Consider the following 20,033-nt stretch of genomic DNA (forward strand, 5'->3'; position numbering starts at 1 on the left):
CTATGCCCTATAAACGAGCGTGTAAATAATCGTGATCCCGCATTTGAAACGCTGTGTTCCCTACTTGTTGCGGTAATCCCCGACCACGGCTAAAAGATTGGCGGGCATTGGCCGAGAGTTAACACATAATGGTTAGAAACAATGCAAGGTCTGTGCCAGTCGCGGCGAAGAGATGAGGATAATAGCTCTACAAATTGAGAGCTATAGAATACCCACGGGGAGTTGTGGGTATTAATCAGCCGCCAAACAGCGGCTTTACTGCCAGTTAGCCTAATTGCTGGTTGTTGATAGCCAAATGGGCCTTAAACACATCCAATGCTGTCGGAATGGTCTCTTTTGCGGCGTGTTTTTCTGGATTCCACAGCTTGGCAAAGGTAATCGCGCGGCCACAATGAATAAACACTTCATCAACCTCGATCACTAACACACTGCGGGCGGGGTGGCCATTTTGGCTAAAGCGCTCACACAGTTCAGGATCGACCGAAATCTTAGCCCGGCCATTCACCCGAAAACCTTCGTCCCAGTTGGGGATCAGGAACAAGATACCGATAGCGGGGTTATGCAGCAGGTTGCGGATACCATCCAGGCGGTTGTTCCCCGGGCGGTCTGGTAGCATCAGGGTTTTACTGTCCTGTACATGGATAAAACCCGGTTCCCCACCTTTGGGTGAGCAGTCGATCCCATTGGCGCCGAGGGTACCCAGTACGGCGAAGGGGGCTGCCGCGATGAGTTTTTTAGCATAATCATCAATGTGATCTATTTGTTTCTTCAACACGGTTTCAAAGGGGGCGGCGTAGTGCTCGCTGAGTTGTGCTTCGCTGGTGAGGATAAATTCAGGCTTCAGTGACATAAGGCTCTCAAGATTAACGGGCATGCAGATAACATGCCCACATATTATGTTATTTGTTATCAGAACGATTACGGATCGCGCGGTACAGCGTGAGGGCGCCAAGCACCAGCGTGATAATCCACATCGGCCATGAACCCAAACGGGCATAGGGGGTGACGCCCGTTGTTGGTGTAACTTTGGCCTCTAACACCTGTTGGGTAAATTGCGGGATCTGGGCGAGCACTTCACCGCTCGGGCCAACCACCGCAGTGATACCGTTATTGGTACTACGCAGCAGAGGGCGACCCAATTCAAGCGCGCGCATCCGTGCCATCTGGAAATGTTGCCATGGCCCAATTGAGTGGCCGAACCAGGCATCATTCGAGACGGTCAGCAGGAAATTAGTATCAGGATTGAAATTATCCCGTACCTGCTGGCCTAACACGATTTCATAACAAATAGCCGCAGTCAGGTTATATCCTGCCACCTTGAGCGATGGTTGCACATAACTGCCACGGCTGAACGTTGACATCGGTAGGTCAAACAGCGGTGCCAGTGGACGCAGTAAGGATTCTAGCGGCACAAATTCACCAAATGGGACCAGATGGTGTTTGCTGTAACGGTTTCGGCTCGGATATTGATACGGTTCTTTATCGCCTAAGACGATGACGCTATTAAAGAAATGATACCCCTGACCTTCAGGCCGGCGCTGGGCATCGACAATCCCTGTGATCAAGCTGCTATGATTGGCTCGCATCAGATCATCAACCATTGTCAGGAAGCCGGTTTGATCGGTTTCAATATCAGGAATGGCAGATTCCGGCCAGATGATGATCGGCGCTTTGCCCATAAATGGGCGAGTTTCATCCAGATAGACTTGCAGGGTCGAAAGCAGGACTTTAGGGTCCCACTTCATGGACTGAGCAATGTTACCTTGCACCATGGCGATATTGACAGCGCGTTCCGGCTCTGGCGTGAACCAATGCATTTGGCGCAGTGGCCATGGTAACAATAACAGTGCCATCGCCACTATTGCCGCAGTCACCCGGCGCTGATAGCAGGCGTAGACCAGTAATCCACTGATTGCCATCAGTACAAAGGTGATGCCATCAACCCCGAGTATTGGGGCAATCCCACGCAGCGGGCCATTAATCTGGCTGTAGCCAAATTGCAGCCACGGGAAGCCGGTCAACACCCAGCCGCGTAAGAATTCTGTCAGTTGCCATACAACCGGTGCGGCAATCGCTAGCCGCCACCATGTCGCTTTTGGGCAGAGACGCGCTAACACACCGGCAAATAGCAGGGTGTAGAGCGATAGGTAGGCCGCCAGTAGTACCACCAGGAAAATATTGATTGCCGTTGGCATTCCGCCGAACTCGGAAATACTGACATAGACCCAGTTAATACCGCTACCAAATAGCCCCATTCCCCAACAAAAGCCAATAAAGGCGGACTGTCGGGTATTACGGTTCAGGGTTAGACTGAGTAAGCCAAACAGTGAAACAATGGCTGCCGGCCAGTAATCAAACGGTGAATAGGCCAGCGTACCGCAGGCACCAAAAAATAGCGCCAGTAGGGCGCGAACCCACTGGCGTTGAAGATATGAAGCAATAGGCATCAAGGATTTATTCTTCCAGTTTGGGTTGCGGAGCATCATCCGGGATTTTTACATGAACCTGAATGATACGTCGGCTATCCGCCATGGCAACTTTAAATAAGTAACCTTCAATTTCAATGGTTTCACCCCGGGCAGGTAAATGGCCAAATGCCTGCATTACCAAGCCACCAATGGTGTCAACCTCATCGTCGCTGAAATGGGTATTGAACACTTCATTGAAATCTTCAATTTGCGTCAGCGCACGAATGGTATAGGTATGCTTGCTGAGTTGACGCACATCTCTGTCTTCTTCATCGTCATACTCATCTTCTATTTCGCCAACGATCAGCTCAAGAATATCTTCAATGGTCACCAGCCCTGAAACGCCACCAAACTCATCAATGACAATGGCCATGTGGTAGCGCTGGGAACGGAACTCCTTCAGCATCCGATCGACACGCTTACTTTCTGGCACTACAACCGCCGTCCGTAACACTTTATCAATACTAAATGGCTCGGAGTCGGTGCGCATAAACGGCAACAAATCCTTGGCCATCAGGATACCTTCGATGTGATCTTTATCTTCGCTAATCACCGGAAAGCGGGAGTGAGCAGATTCAATAATCACATCCAAACACTCATCCAGCGTTTGGTTACGCTTTAATGTGACCATTTGAGAACGGGGGATCATGATGTCCCGCACGCGCTGCTCGGCAATATCCATCACGCCTTCCAGCATGTCACGGGTATCGGGATCGATCAGATCGTTTTGTTCAGAATCACGGATAAGCTCTACCAAATCACCACGGTTTTTAGGTTCACCGTGAAATAACTGGTTAAGGATAAGAGTAAAGAACCCTTTCTTGGGACTGGGGCTATCGTTGTTTTGTGAGTGGTCGTCGCTCATGGCGTTTTAGTTAAGTTTACTCATGTTATACCCTTGTATCTGATGCCGTAGGGGCTAGCGAGGTTTGCTTGCCGCCTACCTGCAATTCCAATAACGTTGGGTAAAGATTATATTTTATCGGCAGCAGTAGACTCACACCGCCGACAGTTTTCCCCGACTAACAGGGCATTATAACACCCGATATGATGGGTTTATTCGGGGTCTTTCTCCGAAATATACGGATCTGGATAACCCAGACTTTGCATAATTTCAGTTTCGATTGACTCCATTTCTTCTGCTTCATCGTCCACGATGTGGTCATACCCTAGCAGATGGAGACTGCCGTGAACAACCATATGCGCCCAATGAGCTAATAGTGCTTTTTCTTGCTCGATAGCTTCTTGTTCAACCACCTGACGGCAAATGATTAAATCACCCAATAGTGGCAGTTCAATTTCAGGTGGGGCCTCAAAAGGAAAAGACAAGACATTGGTCGGTTTATCTTTACCGCGATAGGTTAGATTCAGCTCATGGCTTTCAGCTTCATCAACCAACCGAATGGTCACTTCTGCCACGTCTTGAAACTGCGGTAATACCGCCTCCAGCCAACGCTGAAAGTCAGCTTCGGCAGGTAAACCCTGGCTATCGGTGCAGGCAATTTGTAAATCGAGTATAACTTGGCTCACGGAGCCTCCTGCTCAGACGGGGTATGGTTTTCCCGCTTACGTTGTTCGGCAATAGTCTCTTTGCGTTTTTGTTCCGCCGCTTCCCAGGCCTCATAGGCAATAACCACACGGGCCACCACGGGGTGACGCACTACATCTTCGCTATGGAAGAAGTTAAAGCTCAGCTCTTCTACCTCAGACAGCACTTCAATGGCATGACTTAAGCCAGATTTTTGGTGGCGCGGTAAGTCGGTTTGCGTCACATCACCGGTAATAACTGCCTTGGAGTTAAAGCCCATACGGGTGAGAAACATCTTCATCTGTTCGATGGTGGTGTTCTGGCTCTCATCCAGAATGATAAAGGCATCATTGAGTGTCCGGCCCCGCATATATGCCAGCGGTGCCACTTCAATCACGTTACGTTCGATCAATTTTTCAACGCGCTCAAAGCCAAGCATTTCAAACAGTGCATCATAAAGTGGGCGCAGGTATGGATCGACTTTCTGACTCAGGTCCCCGGGCAGGAAACCCAATTTTTCGCCCGCTTCAACGGCCGGGCGGGTCAGTAAGATACGGCGCACATTCTGGCGTTCCAGAGCATCAACTGCCGCGGCTACCGCCAGATAGGTTTTACCGGTCCCGGCAGGACCAATCCCAAAGGTAATATCGTGATCAAGAATATTGGCGATGTATTGCGCCTGATTGGGGGTACGCGGTTTAACCATGCCGCGCTTGGTACGGATATTCACGGCTTTTCCGTAATCGGGCACGCTCTGTGCCGTTTGCTCCAATACATGACTCTCTTTCACCGCAAGGTGGATATCTTCCGGGGATATCTCTGGGGTAACACCCCGAATGGGGGCGGTGTCAACATACAGATGGCGCAGGATATCTGCCGCTGCAACAACGCAGATATTCTTACCGACTAACTTGAAACGGTTGTCTCGGCGATTAATTTCAATACCTAACCGGCGCTCCAACTGCTTGATGTTGTCATCAAAAGGGCCGCACAGACTCAACAAACGCTGATTGTCGGTGGGCTCTAGCAAGATTTCTTGTGTCACTACGTGCAAACTATTTCTCTGAGTCACTGTGTTCCTCTGGATATATCATTCACGGATATTATTTGTCTGATACCCGATTATACCTTTCGTACTGGAAATGGCCTTGGGCATATAACGTCAATCATACATGTCATTTAAGAATTATTCATGGTGCATGGTGCTGACGCAAGTTTACTTATCAATCCGTGCTTTCACGCTCTATTCAAGTAGCGACCCTCTGGAGGTGCAACTTAAAAAGTACGAATCTGCGCAGCAGCCCACTAAAATAAAACAGGCACTGACAATGCAGCGCCTGCTAATGCGAGTCAACTCGAACAACTATGGTCAGGGTTGATACAGCCCCACGCCAATCTCATTTTCTTTTCGGGTCCGCGCAATGACCGATTGTGGCGATTCATGAACCCGTAGCGCCATCTGGTCTTCGGTTCGCTGCAAAATACCGCGCAGTGAACTGGCATAAACGTCTACAATTTCGACATCAACGAATTTGCCAATCATCTCTGGTGTACCTTCAAAATTCACCACCCGGTTATTTTCGGTACGCCCAGCCAGCTCCATCGCACTTTTACGGGAGGGGCCTTCTACCAGAATACGTTGCACACTGCCAACCATCTCGCGGCTGATTTCCATGGCCTGCTGAGTGATACGCTGTTGCAAAATATGCAGTCGCTGTTTTTTCTCCTCTTCACTGACATCGTCTGGTAGCTCTGCCGCGGGTGTGCCAGGGCGTGGAGAGTAAATAAAGCTGTAACTGGTATCGAAATGAATCTCCGCGACCAGCTTGATGGTTTGTGCAAAATCCTGCTGAGTTTCACCAGGGAAACCGATAATAAAATCGGAACTTATCTGGATATCTGGCCGCGCCTGCCGCAGTTTGCGGATGATAGCTTTGTACTCCAGTGCGGTGTGGGCGCGTTTCATCATGGTTAAAATTCGGTCGGAACCACTTTGCACTGGCAGATGCAGAAAACTCACCAGTTCTGGCGTATCGCGATAAACATCGATGATATCGTCGGTAAACTCAATCGGATGGCTGGTGGTAAAGCGAATGCGATCGATACCGTCAATGGCGGCAACCAGTCGCAATAACTCGGCAAAACTACAGATATCGCCGTCATAGGTGGCACCGCGATAGGCATTGACATTCTGGCCGAGCAGATTCACTTCCCGCACCCCTTGGGACGCTAACTGTGCAATTTCAAACAGAATATCGTCACTTGGGCGGCTGATCTCTTCGCCACGAGTGTAAGGCACCACGCAGAAGGTACAATATTTATTGCATCCTTCCATGATAGACACGAACGCGGTCGGGCCTTCAGCACGCGGCTCTGGCAGCCGATCAAACTTTTCAATCTCAGGGAAGCTGATATCTACCACCGGACTGTGCGTGCCTTGGACGTGGTTAATCATTTCTGGCAGGCGATGCAGGGTTTGCGGCCCGAAAATGACATCAACACAGGGCGCGCGTTGGCGCAGATGTTCGCCTTCCTGTGATGCTACACATCCACCGACACCAATAATCAGATTGGGATTCTTTTCTTTCAGGAGCTTCCAATGGCCCAGCAGGCTGAACACTTTTTCTTGTGCTTTTTCGCGAATTGAACAGGTATTCAGTAGCAGTAAATCGGCTTCTTCCGGGATCTCTGTCAACTGGTAGCCATGGGTGCTGGCCAGCAAATCTGCCATTTTAGATGAATCATATTCATTCATCTGGCAGCCCCAGGTTTTAATATGCAGTTTTTTCGTCATGGCTTATCTACCATCAAAAATTACCATCAAAAATTCATCATAAATGTCACATCGCGCGGTGCGGTGATCCATGTGTTCGCCAGGCGCAAAGGCTCACTAGTTGCGGGGTATTGTAGTCATTTGCAGTTGCGATGACCACCGCAGTTCGGCTTAGTTATTCTGTGGGGTGATGAAAAATCCGGTACACTGAGGGCAGATAAAGTATGGATGTTATTTTAACTTTTAAAGAATGGCCAAAATGAATAAATCGCAACCAAATTATGATGTTGTGGTGGTGGGGGGCGGTATGGTCGGTGCTGCTGCCGCGCTTGGGCTGGCACAAACAGGCTGGTCAGTCGCGTTACTCGAGCATGAAGCACCCACCCCGTTTGATGCCAGCAGTGCCCCCGATTTACGGGTTTCCGCTATCGGCTGCACTTCGGTATCGTTGCTGAAACAGCTCGGTGTCTGGCCGCAGGTACAGCAGATGCGTTATGCACCTTATCGTCGGTTGGAGACCTGGGAGCAGCCCGGTTCACAGGTGGTGTTTGATGCCGCCTCGCTCTCTTTGCCTGAGCTGGGGTTTATGGTTGAGAACCGGATTTTACAGTTGGCATTATGGCAACAGATAGCGGAATGCCCCAATTTAACGTTGCTGTGCCCGTCACGGCTGCAAACTATGGTTAGAGTAGATGAGTGCTGGCAAATCACGTTAGACGCTCAGCAACAGATACAGGGCCGTTTAGTTATAGGTGCTGATGGTGCCAACTCTCTGGTACGACGGTTAGCCGGTATCGGCACCAATGGCTGGCAGTATCGCCAGTCTTGCATGTTAATTACGGTAGAGACGGATACAGCTCAGCAAGATACCACCTGGCAGCAGTTTTCCCCAACGGGGCCGCGTGCTTTCTTACCGCTATTTGGCCAGTGGGCATCATTGGTCTGGTACGACAGCCCGCAGCGTATTCGTCAGCTTCAGGCGCTGCCGATGGCACAGTTGAATCAGGAAATTGCCAAGGCTTTCCCATCACGTTTGGGGGCTGTCAAAGCGATTGCTGCTGGCTCTTTCCCGCTAGTGCGTCGCCATGCACAACGTTATGTACAGCCGGGATTGGTCTTACTCGGGGATGCAGCCCATACCATTAATCCACTGGCCGGGCAGGGGGTGAATCTGGGATATCGCGATGTCGATGCGCTGTTGGAGGTGCTAAATCAAGCGCGTGAACGGGCAGAACCGTGGCACAGCGAGCGGGTATTACTGCGTTATCAACGCCGCCGCCGCACTGATAATCTGATTATGCAAAGTGGTATGGATGTGTTTTACACCACATTCAGCAATGATCTGCCACCGGTGAAATTCGTACGGAATCTGGCGTTGATAGCCGCTCAGCGCGCGGGCAAATTGAAAGAACATGCGTTGAGGTATGCATTGGGGCTGTAGGGGGGATCTGTTTTTTTTGAGTTCAATAGTTAATATTTGGGACAGTTCGGAGCAGGTTTCGGTTGAAATTCGATCTGTTCTCTTTGCGGGCTTTGTCGCCTCAACCAACCATCAATCGAAACCTAATCCAACCTGGACTTGAGACATCGGACTCAATAAGAGGGAATATAGTGAAATCCCAGAATGCAAAAAGCCCGCCGAAGCGAGCTTTTCTAAATTTGGCTGGGGTACGAGGATTCGAACCTCGGAATGCTGGAATCAGAATCCAGTGCCTTACCGCTTGGCGATACCCCAAAAGATGGTGGCTACGACGGGAATCGAACCTGTGACCCCAGCATTATGAGTGCTGTGCTCTAACCAGCTGAGCTACGTAGCCATCTTTAAATCTTTAATCTTGAGAAGTTGTATGGCTGGGATACCAGGATTCGAACCTGGGAATGCCAGGATCAAAACCTGGTGCCTTACCGCTTGGCGATATCCCAACTGAAATACAATTCTTTTTTATATGACAACTCTCTTGCCTTACAGCTATCCATCCAAAAAAAAGATGGCTGGGATACCAGGATTCGAACCTGGGAATGCCAGGATCAAAACCTGGTGCCTTACCGCTTGGCGATATCCCATCCGCTGTGACAAACCGATGAACGAATAATGGTGCGGGAGGCGAGACTTGAACTCGCACACCTTGCGGCGCTAGAACCTAAATCTAGTGCGTCTACCAATTTCGCCACTCCCGCAAAAAGATGGTGGCTACGACGGGAATCGAACCTGTGACCCCAGCATTATGAGTGCTGTGCTCTAACCAGCTGAGCTACGTAGCCATCTTTTTCCGCATTACCTTCATCGGCGTTGCGGGGCGCATTATGCGTATATGGCCGAATTGCGTCAACTAATTTTTTCCCAAAAAAGCGCTGAAAGGGTTCGTTTGTGTGGCTTGTGAACAGTCTGGTGATTAAAGCAGCACTTATGGTGATTAATTGTTGAATTTGCCAGCAAAAAACAAGGCTACCCTAGGGCAGCCTTGAGATTGGACAGTCAATATAGGCAGACCATCACATTCAATTATTTATAAGCGTCCTGATGCACGCCAACCGCACGACCGGAAGGGTCATCCATACTTTTGAATGATTCATCCCACTCGATGGCTTTTGCTGATGAACAGGCGACTGATGGGCCACCAGGGACACATTCAGCGGCACTTGGCAGCGGGAACAGCTCTTCAAAAATTTCGCGATACAAGTAACCTTCTTTTGACGATGGCGTGTTGTATGGGAAACGGAAGTGGGCAGTTTCCATCTGTTGATCAGTGACTTGCTCTGCGGCTTTCTCTTTTAGTGTGTCAATCCAGCTATAGCCGACACCATCAGAGAATTGTTCTTTCTGACGCCATGCAACGCTGTGTGGTAGGTAAGATTCAAAACATTCACGCAGGACATGTTTTTCCATTTTGCCATTACCACACATTTTGTCCTGCGGATTGATACGCATCGCAACATCGAGGAAGTTCTTATCCAGGAAGGGGACGCGGGCCTCAACACCCCAGGCAGACATCGCTTTGTTGGCACGCGCACAGTCATACATGTGCAGGGCCAGCAATTTACGCACAGTCTCTTCATGCAATTCTTTCGCATTTGGTGCTTTGTGGAAGTAGAGGTAGCCGCCGAACACTTCGTCAGACCCTTCGCCAGATAGCACCATCTTGATCCCCATCGCTTTGATTTTACGCGACATCAGATACATTGGTGTTGAGGCGCGGATGGTGGTGACATCATAGGTTTCAATGTGATAAATCACATCACGGATAGCATCCAAACCTTCTTGCACGGTGAAATGAATTTCATGGTGCACGGTACCTAAATGGTTGGCGACTTCTTTCGCAGCACGTAAATCCGGTGAGCCAATCAGACCTACTGCAAAGGAGTGCAGTTGTGGCCACCAGGCTTCACTGCGCTCATCGTCTTCGACACGACGGGCGGCAAATTTTTTGGTGATAGCAGAGATAACGGAAGAGTCCAGACCGCCGGACAGCAATACACCGTAAGGCACGTCAGACATCAAGTGGCTTTTTACCGCTTCTTCTAACGCGTTAGCCAACTGAACTTTGTCAGTTACATTGTCTTTGACGTTGTCGAAATCAAACCAATCGCGATGATAGTATTCGCGAATCTCACCCTCTTTACTCCACAGATAGCTGCCCGCTGGGAACTCTTTAATGGTGCGGCACACCGGTACTAATGCTTTCATCTCTGAAGCAACAAACATGTTGCCGTTTTCATCATGGCCCATATACAGCGGGATAATCCCCAAATGGTCACGGCCAATCAGATAGGCATCTTTTTCTGTATCGTACAGGACGAAAGCGAACATACCTTGCAGGTCATCAAGGAATTCTGGGCCTTTTTCCTGATACAACGCCAGAATCACTTCACAATCTGAGCCGGTTTGAAACGCGTAACGGTCACCATATTGCTGACGTAATGCCTGATGATTATAGATTTCACCGTTAACGGCCAGAATATGCGTGTGGGCCGCATTAAACAGGGGCTGGGCTCCGGTATTGACGTCAACGATAGACAAACGTTCGTGGGCGAGAATGGCTTTATCATTTGCCCACACACCAGACCAATCCGGGCCACGATGGCGCATTAAACGTGACATTTCCAGCGCTTTTTTACGTAACTCAATGGGGTCGGTTTTAAGGTCGAGGACCCCGAAAATAGAACACATAATAATCTCCCTAACTTCTCTGCTTTGGCGGTGATGATGTTGAATTTGAGTCGTTCATCGCTGGATCTGTTTTTTCACACTTGCTTATGAGTGATGCAAGTTATGCCCCATGACGATGCAGTCATCCAAATTATTTCTAAACTAGATGTGAGAAATACATGCAATTTATACGCCAATTCACAGCGCTATTATTTTGGTGCAATGGTTGGTACGGCAATGGGTACCTATACCCAAAGCACTTGACGTTGCAGGCAGGCAGCCAGCGAGTCAGTCCCGATGAGCTTAACTCAGCCAAGTGATTCGGGTGAGTGAACCCAGCTAACACCCCAGCAGCTTCAAGGACGAAGGCTATAAAAGAAAATGCGCCAAAATAGGGCGTAATGGCAAGAAACTTTGGTGCACTGCACTAAAAAAAGGCATAGCGCTAAAGGAGGAGGGGGCAAAAAAGAGAGTGGCGGCCATGACATGACCGCCAATAGAGATTAGATAATATTGATATCAACCACGGAAGAGAAAACGTAGTTCGGGCGAAATGGCATGGCTTCAATATCTGTTAGCGTTGAAACACCGGACAGGACCAAAATCGTTTTCAACCCAGCCTGGAAACCGGCCAGAATATCGGTACGTAGGTTATCACCGACAATCACCGTGCTTTCTGAATGGGCATGCATTTTATTCAGCGCCGCGCGAATGATCCACGGGCTGGGCTTGCCCACATAAAACGGCTTGCGACCGGAGATTTTCTCAATAGGTGCGCACAATGCGCCACACGCCGGAGCAAACCCGTGCCCGTGGCTATCGGGGTTGGTGGCAATAAAACGCGCACCATTGGCGACAAAATAGGCGGCTTTATGCATCATGTCCCAGTTGTAGGACCGGGTTTCACCGACAATCACAAAGTCAGGATTGATATCGGTGATAGTAAAGCCAGCTTTATAGAGTTCGTGTACTAATGCACCTTCACCCACAACATAGGCTTTTTTACCTTCCTGATTGCGCAGGAAGTCGGCAGTGGCCATCGCCGAGGTATAAAAGGCGCTTTCTGGTACGTCCAACCCAGCAGAACTGAAGCGGTTAGCCAGATCCTGCGCGGTTTGTGACGGATAGTTGGTCAGAATAACCAGCGGCATTCCGGCATTTTGGATCCGGGCCAGAAAGTCGTTAGCGCCCGGTATCGCTTTATTATCATGTAACAACACACCATCGATATCGCAAATAACGCTTTTAATTGTCATGGTTAAACCCAAATTAATTGGAGTTACAGTTAGGCAGCAAATGAGTGCATCCCGATGCGCTGACGCTGGTCAGTATTCGGGTCAGTGAGAGCAGCAGCCTCAAGTCAGAAGGGTATTATATTACTCATTTTTGCACGGCAATGGCCCACTATAACATGACCGATAAGGCGTTTACCCCTGCCGTTGCCTTATTTGCATCTACGCGTTAGCTTTCCAGCAGGCGTTGCAATAATACACCGTTCAACATGGCGCGCTTAGCCAGAGCAAAAGCACCAATTGCAGACTGATGATCAAGCTGCGACGTCACGATAGGCAGATTCAGGCGGAAGTTTTTCAATACTTGTGTATTGATGCAACTCTGAATGGCTGGCAGTAGGATTTTATCGGCTTCAATGATTTCACCCGCAATAACGACTTTTTGCGGATTAAATAAGTTGATGGCGATAGAAATGGCTTTGCCCAGATAGCGGCCCACGTGCTCAATCACTTCGCTTGCCAGCAAGTCACCCCGGTTAGCCGCTTTGCAGATAGCGCCGATATGACAATCATCCAACGTTAATTTGCTTGGGTAGCCCTGAGCGAGCAGGTGGCGCACTCGATTTTCAATGGCGGCATTGGAGGCAACCGTTTCCAGGCAGCCAAAATTGCCGCAATAACAGCGTTCACCCAATGGGTCAATCTGGATATGGCCGATTTCACCCACGTTACCGTTACTGCCCAAGAATATCTGGCTGTTAACGATAATACCCGCACCGGTACCACGGTGCAGACGAACCAATATGGAGTCTTCACAGTCACGAGTTGCACCAAAGTAGTGCTCCGCCAGCGCCAAACTGCGAATATCGTGGCCAACAAAACTGGTGACATTAAAACGATTTTGCAGATTTTCGACTAATGGCCAGTTGCTGACACTGATATGGGGCATATAGCGCACGATACCTTTGTGCGGTTCAACCAGACCTGGGAGGATAACCGCAATGGCAATCAGCTCACGCAATTTGCGCTGATAGGCTTCAATAAACTGACTGATAATAGTAAACAGCGCGTGTTCCAGCGTTTCTTGCGTGCGTTCAGGTAGCGAATAATGTTCTTCACCCAGTGATTTACCGCTCATATCAAACAGGGTAATAGTCGCATCATGGCGGCCCAGACGCACCGCAATGGTATGGAACTGGCGGTTTTCTGTCACGATAGATATAGCACGGCGACCGCCGGTAGAGGCTTGCTGATCAACTTCCTTGATAAGCCCCCGTTCCAGTAGCTGACGCGTAATTTTGGTGACACTGGCGGGGGCGAGTTGGCTGAGATCGGCAATCTGAATGCGCGAGATAGGGCCTTGCTGATCAATAAGCCGGTAAACAACGGCACCATTGAGTTGTTTCACAAGATCCACATTACCAATTTGTGACTGTCCGCCGGTGCTCATCAATAAAATTACTCGCTTATTTTAAAACCTCGTTACCGTTAACGATGGTTTTAGTGATTTTATAATCGCGGGTAAAGGCAGTCAGGTTGGCCACTTTGCCGACTTCAATACTCCCTAACTGCTTATCCACGCCGATAGCGCGGGCCGCATACAGTGTCGCCATACGCAATGTTTCGTCCAGTGCGATGCCAACGTGTTCCACACTATTTTGTACCGCTTCGATCATCGTCAGTGCTGAACCGCTTAATGTGCCATTCTCATCCACACATAAACCATCGCGATAGTATATTGTTTTGCCAGCAAAAATAAATTGATCAATTTCAGCACCGGCCGGAGCGGTAGCATCAGTTACCAGTACCAGCTTGTCACCTTTCAGGCGTTTTGCGTTGCGGATATTGGCCCAGTCGACATGCAGGCCATCTGCTATCACCCCGGTGTAGATTTCCGGCGTATCAAAAATCGCTCCGATCAGGCCGGGTTCACGCCCGGTGATGTATGGCATGGCATTATACAGATGTGTCGCAAAGCGGATACCGGCCGCAAAGCCTTGGCGGGCTTGCTGATAAGTGGCATTCGAGTGACCGGCTGAAACCAGAATACCGGCTTCAGTCAACTGGCGAATGTATTTGTCATCAACCATCTCTGGTGCCAGAGTGAATTGGGTAATCACATCCGCATTTGCACACAGATAATCAATCATCTCTGCGGTTGGTTTGCGAATAAACGCTGGGTTATGTGTGCCTTTCTTGAGCGGGCTAAGATATGGCCCCTCCAGATGCAGACCCAACGCTTTATGTTGGTTTTTTTGCAGGTATGAACGCATGACATTAATGCCGTGCTTCATAAACTCATCACTACATGTGATGAGTGTTGGCAGGAAGCTGGTGCAACCAGACTTTTCATTCGCGCGCTGCATGATATCCAACGTCTCTTCGGAGATAGCTTCGAGAGAATCATTGAATTGCACGCCGCCGCAGCCATTTAACTGCACATCAATAAAACCGGGGGCCAGAATGGCGCCACCCAAATCGCGCACCTCAATATCAGCCGGAAGTTCATCGGCAGGACAGATACGTTCGATCAATCCATCAGCCACGACAACAGCATGATTATCCAGTACTTCGTGGCTGGTATAAATACGGCCGTGAGTTAAAGCGTACATCTTAGCCCCCTGATGACTGTTACAGACCTTTGATATTTTCAGCTTCCAATTCGTGGAAGTATTTTACAGTTTTAACCTTCAATTCCATAGTGGAAGGTTCATCACACACCATGATGGCTTTGGCATGCAGTTGCAGGCAACTGATGGTCCACATGTGGTTGATGCTACCTTCGACCGCAGCTTGCAAGGCTTGTGCTTTACCGTGGCCGGTGACCAGAATCATCACTTCTTCCGCATCCAGCAAGGTACCTACACCTACGGTAAGCGCATATTTCGGCACGAGGTTTGCATCACCACCAAAGAAGCGGGAGTTAGCGATGCGGGTTTCTTGCGTCAGCGTTTTGATACGGGTACGGGATGCTAAAGACGATGCCGGTTCATTAAATGCGATGTGACCGTCAACGCCCACGCCACCCATAAACAGGTTAATTTTACCGTAAGACTTAATTTTTTCTTCGTAACGACGACATTCTTCATCGATATCTGGCGCGTTGCCATTTAACAGGTTGATGTTCTCGGCTGGGATATCAACATGATCGAAGAAATTGGAGTGCATGAAGGTGTAGTAACTTTCGGGATGTTCTTGTGGCAGCCCAACATATTCATCCATGTTGAAAGTGACCACATTTTTGAAACTCACTTCACCGGCTTTGTGCATCGCAACCAAGTGCTTATACGCTTCCATCGGTGTGCCGCCAGTTGGCAGCCCCAGAACAAATGGGCGATCAGCGGTTGGTTTAAATGCGTTGATACGGCTAACGATATGACGTGCTGCCCATTTACCAACTTCTGTGGTGTTTTTCAGTGGGATAAGTCTCATCTTGCACCTCTTTGATTGCTAATAGTGGCTATACTCTACGCGGATTGAATCATTCAGCTAAGCGTAACTCAGATTTTGACTCATGCGCTGGTACAATACTTTGTTCATTTTTCGAATGATAAAATAAGTTTTGTGTTATGGCTAGTGCATTGGTGCTTTTTGACTGTTTTTTGGTGAAGTTTATCACAAAATAGGGGGTTTTAATTTGCGTTACGAAATAATTTTTTTACACTCCGCAATGAGTAATACATGCCGTGAATAAATTAAAGATGTGCCATGCGTTTTTCTAAAAGGTAGTGAATCAAATAAATAAACTACTTAAAGGGTCCGATAGCGGACGAATAGGGGGAAAGGTGAATATTCTTAGTTACTTACAAAAAGTGGGCCGGGCCTTGATGGTCCCAGTGGCCACACTGCCAGCAGCCGCGATACTGATGGGCGTAGGCTATTGGATCGATCCGGTAAGCTGGGGGGGTGATAATGCACTGGCGGCATTATTTATCAAATCCGGTGCGGCGATTATCGACAACATGTCCGTGCTGTTCGCAATTGGTGTTGCTTACGGTATGTCAAAAGACAAAGACGGTGCGGCTGCACTGACCGGCTTTGTAGGTTTCCTGGTATTAACCACGCTGTGCTCGCCTGCTGCGGTGTCGATGATTCAAAAGATCCCGGTTGATCAGGTTCCGGCAGCTTTTGGTAAAATCAACAACCAGTTCGTGGGTATTCTGGTGGGTATTATCTCTGCTGAGTTGTACAACCGCTTTAGCAGCGTTGAATTGCCAAAAGCACTCTCCTTCTTCAGCGGCCGCCGTCTGGTTCCAATTCTGACGTCCTTCCTGATGATCGTGGTTGCCTTCATTCTGATGTACGTTTGGCCACTGATTTATAACGCACTGGTGACCTTCGGCGAATATATCAAAGATATGGGTTCAGTGGGGGCGGGTATCTATGCCTTCTTCAACCGCTTGCTTATCCCAGTCGGCCTGCACCATGCCCTGAACTCAGTGTTCTGGTTTGACGTTGCTGGTATTAACGATATTCCTAACTTCCTCGGTGGCCAACAATCTATCGATTCTGGTAAAGCTGTTGTGGGTATCACTGGCCGTTATCAGGCTGGCTTCTTCCCAATCATGATGTTTGGTTTACCTGGTGCGGCGTTGGCGATTTATCACTGCGCGCGTCCTGAAAATAGAGCGAAAGTGGCCGGTATCATGTTGGCGGGTGCATTTGCAGCCTTCTTCACCGGTATTACCGAACCACTTGAATTCTCCTTCATGTTTGTCGCACCCGTGCTGTACTTCTTGCACGCCGTGCTGACCGGTATTTCGGTGTTCATTGCTGCCAGCATGCATTGGATTGCCGGCTTTGGTTTCAGCGCCGGTTTAGTGGATATGGTGCTCTCTTCTCGCAACCCGTTAGCCACACAGTGGTACATGCTTATCCCACAAGGTTTGGTGTTCTTCGCCATTTACTACGTGGTGTTCCGTTTCACCATCCAGAAATTCAACTTGCTGACACCTGGGCGTGAATTGGCAGTTGAAGGCAGTGAAGAAGATGGTTATGACGTCAATGTTGATAACACCCCAGCAGTGAACGAAAGTGAAATCAACGGGCTGGCGCGTCGCTATATTGGCGCTATCGGTGGTTCAGATAACCTGACTGGCATTGATGCCTGCATCACTCGTCTGCGTCTGAACGTAAAAGATTCTGCCCAGGTTAATGACAGTGTTGCCAAACGCTTAGGTGCGTCAGGTGTCATTCGTCTGAATAAACAAAGTGTGCAAATCATTGTAGGTACCCGCGCAGAATTGATTGCTTCGGCAATGCGTACGGTGTTGGCAAGTGGTTCGGTTCCTGCCGCCAGCAGTTCTGTGGCACCAGCAGCAGCCAAGCCTCAGGCAGTTATTAACACCACTAAGACCGCTTCTCTGGTACTGGTTTCACCTATTACCGGTGATGTTGTCGCACTGGATCAAGTTCCTGATGAAGCTTTTGCCAGCAAAGCAGTCGGTGAGGGTGTTGCCATCCGTCCTACTGATAAAATGGTGGTTTCTCCGGCGAACGGGACTATCGTTAAAATCTTCAATACTGACCATGCATTCTGTCTGGAAACTGAAACCGGCGCTGAAATTGTGGTTCATATCGGGATTGATACGGTAAAACTGAACGGTCAGGGCTTTGCTCGTCTGGTCGATGAGGGAGCCACTGTCGTTGCTGGTCAACCGGTGTTGGAACTGGACTTGGCTTATCTGAACGCCAATGCGCGCTCAATGATTAGCCCGGTTGTGGTGAGCAATATTGATGATTATGCCGGTATCTCGGTATTGGCAGGCAGCTCTGTTGTTGCCGGTCAAAGCCCATTGTTTGAGATCCGTGGCAAATAATCAGCTTAAGGTTAATGGTGAAAAGGGACTGCTGTCCTGAATAACCAATTTAACTTTTAGCTGAACCAACGGGAAGAGAGCAATCTCTTCCCGTTTTTTTGTTTTATTTCCTGTAACAAACGGTTGTTTCCAAGTCGGGCTTGTTGGATTATACCTGTCATCTTTCAAGTTGCAGGTGTGTTGGCCGCTCTCATTCACCCGAATCACTTACTTGTGTAAGCTCATCGGGATGAATGAGCCTCATCCTTGAGGCTCACCCTGCGGGCTAGCATAGATGCTATTCAAATCGGTTCCCGACCGATTTGTCTCTCGTTTGCCGCCTTCCTGCATCCTTGAAATCTATTAGGTAAATATGCGGTTATATTTGTTGCGTTTGCATTGAGGAATAGAACAATGAGTGAGGCAGAAGCCCGCCCGAGTAATTTTATCCGTCAGATAATTGACGAAGATTTAGCCAGCGGTAAACATACGTCGGTTCATACCCGCTTTCCGCCAGAGCCAAATGGCTACCTGCATATTGGTCATGCCAAATCTATCTGCCTGAACTTTGGCATCGCACAAGATTATCAGGGTCAGTGTAATTTGCGTTTCGACGACACCAACCCGGTGAAAGAAGATGTTGAGTTCGTTGAGTCGATTAAACACGACGTAGAGTGGCTAGGCTTCACCTGGAGCGGTGATGTGCGTTACTCCTCAGACTATTTCGATCAACTGTATCAGTACGCTGTCGAGCTGATTAATAAGGGCCTGGCGTATGTCGATGAGTTAACCGCTGAGCAGATGCGCGAATATCGTGGCACACTGACTGCGCCGGGGAAAAATAGCCCGTACCGTGATCGCAGTGTGGAAGAGAATCTGGCGCTGTTTGAAAAGATGCGTGCTGGTGGTTTTGCTGAGGGTACTGCGTGTCTGCGTGCCAAAATCGATATGGCGTCACCGTTTATCGTGATGCGTGACCCGGTGCTGTATCGTATTAAGTTCGCCGAACACCATCAGTCTGGTAACAAGTGGTGCATCTACCCGATGTATGACTTTACCCATTGTATTTCTGATGCGATTGAAGGGATCACCCATTCACTCTGTACACTGGAATTCCAGGATAACCGCCGCTTATATGATTGGGTGCTGGATAATATCTCTATCGAATGTCATCCGCGTCAGTATGAATTCTCTCGCCTGAATCTAGAATACGCCATTATGTCTAAGCGTAAGCTGAATCAATTGGTGACCGAGAAAGTCGTGGAAGGCTGGGATGATCCACGTATGCCAACGATTTCTGGTTTGCGTCGCCGTGGCTACACCGCGGCTTCGATCCGTGAGTTCTGCCGCCGTATTGGGGTGACCAAGCAGGATAACAACGTTGAAATGATGTCACTGGAGTCTTGTATCCGTGATGATCTCAACGAAAATGCCCCACGGGCCATGGCGGTTCTTGACCCAATCAAGGTCATTATTGAAAATCGTGTGGCCGGGGAAGAGTGGCTGACTATGCCAAATCACCCGAATAACCCGGAGATGGGCACGCGTCAGGTTCCTTTCGATAGTGAGCTTTATATCGATCGCGCCGATTTCCGTGAAGAAGCGAATAAACAGTACAAGCGTTTGGTACTAGGCAAAGAAGTGCGCTTACGTAATGCCTATGTTATCAAAGCTGAACGTGTCGAAAAGGACGCAGAAGGCAATGTGACTACGCTTTATTGCAGTTATGACGCAGAAACCTTAAACAAAGATCCAGCCGATGGGCGCAAAGTTAAAGGCGTTATTCATTGGGTTTCTGTTAAACATGCATTGCCGGCAGAAATTCGCCTGTATGACCGTCTGTTTAGCGTACCAAACCCTGCGGCGGCGGAAGACTTCTTGTCTACCATCAATCCTGAGTCGTTGATTATCCGTCAGGGTTTTGTTGAACCAGGTTTGGTTGATGCAGTTCCAGAGCGAACCTATCAATTTGAACGTGAAGGTTATTTCTGTACTGATAGCCGCTATTCACGCCCTGATGCCTTGGTATTTAACCGTACTGTCGGTTTGCGTGATACCTGGGCGGCAAAAACGACCAGTTAAGTTTT

Annotated in this window: 14 protein-coding genes and 6 tRNA genes; 3 read left to right on the forward strand and 17 right to left on the reverse strand. The window is 49.0% G+C overall.

Going from position 1 to position 20,033, the window contains the following annotated elements:
• Positions 1-265: 265 nt before the first annotated feature.
• From Q2T71_RS05115 to miaB, 6 genes are all read right to left on the reverse strand, one after another.
• A complete protein-coding gene (locus tag Q2T71_RS05115) occupies positions 266-850 on the reverse strand; it encodes an MSMEG_1061 family FMN-dependent PPOX-type flavoprotein (RefSeq protein ID WP_372558333.1) in 585 nt (194 codons plus the stop codon).
• Between the two features lie 49 nt (positions 851-899).
• The gene (lnt, locus tag Q2T71_RS05120) at positions 900-2,447 is read right to left on the reverse strand and encodes an apolipoprotein N-acyltransferase (protein ID WP_372558334.1); all 1,548 of its coding nucleotides are present in this window, start codon (positions 2,445-2,447) and stop codon (positions 900-902) included.
• 7 nt (positions 2,448-2,454) lie between these two features.
• Positions 2,455-3,333: a CNNM family magnesium/cobalt transport protein CorC gene (corC, locus tag Q2T71_RS05125; protein WP_083159653.1), complete on the reverse strand. Its 879-nt coding sequence runs from the start codon at positions 3,331-3,333 to the stop codon at positions 2,455-2,457.
• Positions 3,334-3,524: 191 nt separating this feature from the next.
• A complete protein-coding gene (ybeY, locus tag Q2T71_RS05130) occupies positions 3,525-3,998 on the reverse strand; it encodes an rRNA maturation RNase YbeY (RefSeq protein WP_372558335.1) in 474 nt (157 codons plus the stop codon).
• Positions 3,995-5,068, reverse strand: a complete 1,074-nt coding sequence (locus Q2T71_RS05135; protein ID WP_193784699.1) for a PhoH family protein — start codon at positions 5,066-5,068, stop codon at positions 3,995-3,997. Before Q2T71_RS05135 ends, ybeY begins: the two co-directional genes overlap by 4 nt.
• A 297-nt stretch (positions 5,069-5,365) precedes the next feature.
• Entirely contained in the window at positions 5,366-6,790 is a 1,425-nt protein-coding gene (gene miaB, locus Q2T71_RS05140) for a tRNA (N6-isopentenyl adenosine(37)-C2)-methylthiotransferase MiaB (protein WP_372558336.1), read from the reverse strand.
• A gap of 238 nt (positions 6,791-7,028) precedes the next feature.
• Here miaB and ubiF point away from each other — a divergent pair, with 238 nt between their 5' ends.
• The gene (ubiF, locus tag Q2T71_RS05145) at positions 7,029-8,210 is read left to right on the forward strand and encodes a 3-demethoxyubiquinol 3-hydroxylase (RefSeq protein WP_372558337.1); all 1,182 of its coding nucleotides are present in this window, start codon (positions 7,029-7,031) and stop codon (positions 8,208-8,210) included.
• A 219-nt stretch (positions 8,211-8,429) separates the two neighbouring features.
• Here the strand turns inward: ubiF and Q2T71_RS05150 are convergent.
• From Q2T71_RS05150 to nagB, 11 genes are all read right to left on the reverse strand, one after another.
• Positions 8,430-8,504 (reverse strand) — tRNA-Gln (locus Q2T71_RS05150).
• Positions 8,505-8,509: 5 nt separating this feature from the next.
• Positions 8,510-8,586 (reverse strand) — tRNA-Met (locus Q2T71_RS05155).
• 31 nt (positions 8,587-8,617) lie between these two features.
• Positions 8,618-8,692 (reverse strand) — tRNA-Gln (locus Q2T71_RS05160).
• A 66-nt stretch (positions 8,693-8,758) separates the two neighbouring features.
• Positions 8,759-8,833: transfer RNA gene (locus Q2T71_RS05165), tRNA-Gln, on the reverse strand.
• 29 nt (positions 8,834-8,862) lie between these two features.
• Positions 8,863-8,947, reverse strand: a tRNA-Leu gene (locus Q2T71_RS05170).
• Between the two features lie 7 nt (positions 8,948-8,954).
• A tRNA-Met gene (locus tag Q2T71_RS05175) sits at positions 8,955-9,031 on the reverse strand.
• 241 nt (positions 9,032-9,272) lie between these two features.
• On the reverse strand, positions 9,273-10,937 hold the full coding sequence (asnB, locus tag Q2T71_RS05180; RefSeq protein ID WP_005193277.1) for an asparagine synthase B: 1,665 nt from the start codon (positions 10,935-10,937) through the stop codon (positions 9,273-9,275).
• A gap of 482 nt (positions 10,938-11,419) precedes the next feature.
• A complete protein-coding gene (locus Q2T71_RS05185; protein WP_032908027.1) occupies positions 11,420-12,172 on the reverse strand; it encodes an HAD-IIA family hydrolase in 753 nt (250 codons plus the stop codon).
• A gap of 205 nt (positions 12,173-12,377) precedes the next feature.
• Complete coding sequence (locus tag Q2T71_RS05190) at positions 12,378-13,598, reverse strand: N-acetylglucosamine repressor (RefSeq protein WP_193784698.1); 1,221 nt, start codon at positions 13,596-13,598, stop codon at positions 12,378-12,380.
• A gap of 16 nt (positions 13,599-13,614) precedes the next feature.
• A complete protein-coding gene (gene nagA / locus Q2T71_RS05195) occupies positions 13,615-14,760 on the reverse strand; it encodes an N-acetylglucosamine-6-phosphate deacetylase (protein ID WP_372558338.1) in 1,146 nt (381 codons plus the stop codon).
• Positions 14,761-14,779: 19 nt separating this feature from the next.
• Positions 14,780-15,580, reverse strand: a complete 801-nt coding sequence (gene nagB / locus Q2T71_RS05200; protein WP_372558339.1) for a glucosamine-6-phosphate deaminase — start codon at positions 15,578-15,580, stop codon at positions 14,780-14,782.
• Between the two features lie 353 nt (positions 15,581-15,933).
• Here nagB and nagE point away from each other — a divergent pair, with 353 nt between their 5' ends.
• Both nagE and glnS read left to right on the forward strand, forming a co-directional pair.
• Positions 15,934-17,967 carry an N-acetylglucosamine-specific PTS transporter subunit IIBC gene (gene nagE, locus Q2T71_RS05205; RefSeq protein WP_372558340.1) on the forward strand — a complete coding sequence of 678 codons (2,034 nt, stop codon included), beginning with the start codon at positions 15,934-15,936 and terminating at the stop codon, positions 17,965-17,967.
• A gap of 393 nt (positions 17,968-18,360) precedes the next feature.
• Positions 18,361-20,028 carry a glutamine--tRNA ligase gene (glnS, locus tag Q2T71_RS05210; protein ID WP_372558341.1) on the forward strand — a complete coding sequence of 556 codons (1,668 nt, stop codon included), beginning with the start codon at positions 18,361-18,363 and terminating at the stop codon, positions 20,026-20,028.
• Positions 20,029-20,033: the final 5 nt, after the last annotated feature.

The organism is Yersinia sp. 1652 StPb PI, assembly GCF_041538345.1.
GTDB lineage: Bacteria > Pseudomonadota > Gammaproteobacteria > Enterobacterales > Enterobacteriaceae > Yersinia > Yersinia enterocolitica_E.